Consider the following 1,676-nt stretch of genomic DNA (forward strand, 5'->3'; position numbering starts at 1 on the left):
GTTATTGTTACGCACTTTCTTACTATTGTGTACTATCTCTTCTTTTCAATAGACCCCAAATAAAATCTCCGATATCACTATTTCCTATAACGTCTTCGTGTTTGCGACGTCTCTGAACCGGCCCCTTTAGATAGACCGTCTTGGCGGAGCTTCGCTCCCGGTGAAGGGATGTGGTGTGCTGACCTTTCCCTCAAAACGTGCAGCCCGCACCCTCCGTAAACATAGTGTTAGATGACGTTTACATATTTTCTATAATACTTTCTATAAATTCGCCACTGACCATATCCCAGTAAATATAATTAACTATTAATATTGATTGCCTCTTATTAGAAAAACTAATTTCTACTCTATTCATTCCTTCGTTCAAATAATTATCAATAGGTATTAATAAATGGTATTTTTCGAATCCGCTCTTTAAATCGTAGTAGTAATCATTCTTAACACCAAAGAGCCCAACAGATGTTTCTAATTCATTTTTTTCCTTTACAAAATGTGCGGATTTAATGCTATAATAACATTTTTCGATTTTTTGAGCATTTTCGTGCTTATCATGAATTAGTATCTCTAAATCTTCACTAACGTTAAATCTTGCAATTATCGATATAACAGGTGATTCACCACTTATAAATTCAATAACATATCCACTAAAATATTCATTGAATACATAGCGAGATTGCAACTGAATTAAAATCAGAAAACACAATCCAAATATTATTAATTTAAATAAATACATAAATCCATTCTCAAAAATATAATTAAAATTCCTTCTCATATATCCAACTTTCTTAATTTTAATTTCCCAAGTTCTAATTTCAATAATTAAAACTAAAAGTAAAACAGTAATTACGCTCCCTAAAAATAGGAAAAAGTTTAGCTTAGAGTTCATTCCGTAAATAGTAGAAAAAAGTGTTAATGAAATAGCTATTATCACAAGCTGTTCTTTAAAATTAATCAAGAAGCTCTTAAATGAGTTATTTGCTCTCTCCTCATATTCTTTCATCTCAGATATATTAATAAAATTAACAAAGGTATGAAATTCATGAACACAATATCTGATAGCAAAGAAAAGAACAAACAATAAAGATGTTATCAAAACTGGTATTGTATAAAAGTCAACAGGATATACAAGTGTAGATTCAGTACTGACCTTATACCCAGACTGATTCATTTGTTTAATAAAATTTATAAGTAAAAAGAAGAAAAAAGTCATAGTTAAAGTAACTAAAGTCAGCCGTGTACTTCCTTCAGTTACCTTTTGCACTTCTTTTAACCTTTGTCCTTTTTTTATCTTCATAATTAACACTTTCCTCCTTTTAAAAATGTCATCTAACGTTTCGTGTTTGCGACGCCTTCGAACTGGACCCACTTGCCCTTTCCCCTTGGTGGTGCTTGCACCCAGTGAGAAGGTGTGGTGCGCTGATCTTTCCCTAAACACGTGTCTGCCTGCACCCTTGTGCAAAAACATTGTTATACGGAGTGGGAAGACCCTCAGAGACTAAGACCGACATGGATGTCGGCCCCTTGAAATCTAACGGGCTATTTCATCCAATAGAACGTTTCATCATTTAGTTCAAACTTACTAGTTATATTAAACCCAGCCTTTTGATAACTCTTTATCGCTCTAGCATTTGTACCAAGTACATCCAACTTTATTGACTTAAATCCATTATCAAGAC

The 1,676-nt window shown here is 33.1% G+C and carries 1 protein-coding gene; it reads right to left on the reverse strand.

The annotated features are described in order from the left end of the window. Positions 1-238: 238 nt before the first annotated feature. On the reverse strand, positions 239-1,294 hold the full coding sequence (locus tag BLP68_RS21240) for an MFS transporter (protein ID WP_091547760.1): 1,056 nt from the start codon (positions 1,292-1,294) through the stop codon (positions 239-241). Positions 1,295-1,676 lie beyond the last annotated feature (382 nt).

Source organism: Alkaliphilus peptidifermentans DSM 18978, from assembly GCF_900101495.1.
Taxonomy (GTDB): Bacteria; Bacillota; Clostridia; order Peptostreptococcales; family Natronincolaceae; genus Alkaliphilus_C; species Alkaliphilus_C peptidifermentans.

Coding starts and splice junctions, on each gene's coding strand:
- BLP68_RS21240 (WP_091547760.1), bottom strand. CDS start 1,294: ATGAAGATAAAAAAAGGACAAAGGTTAAAAGAAGTGCAAAAGGTAACT.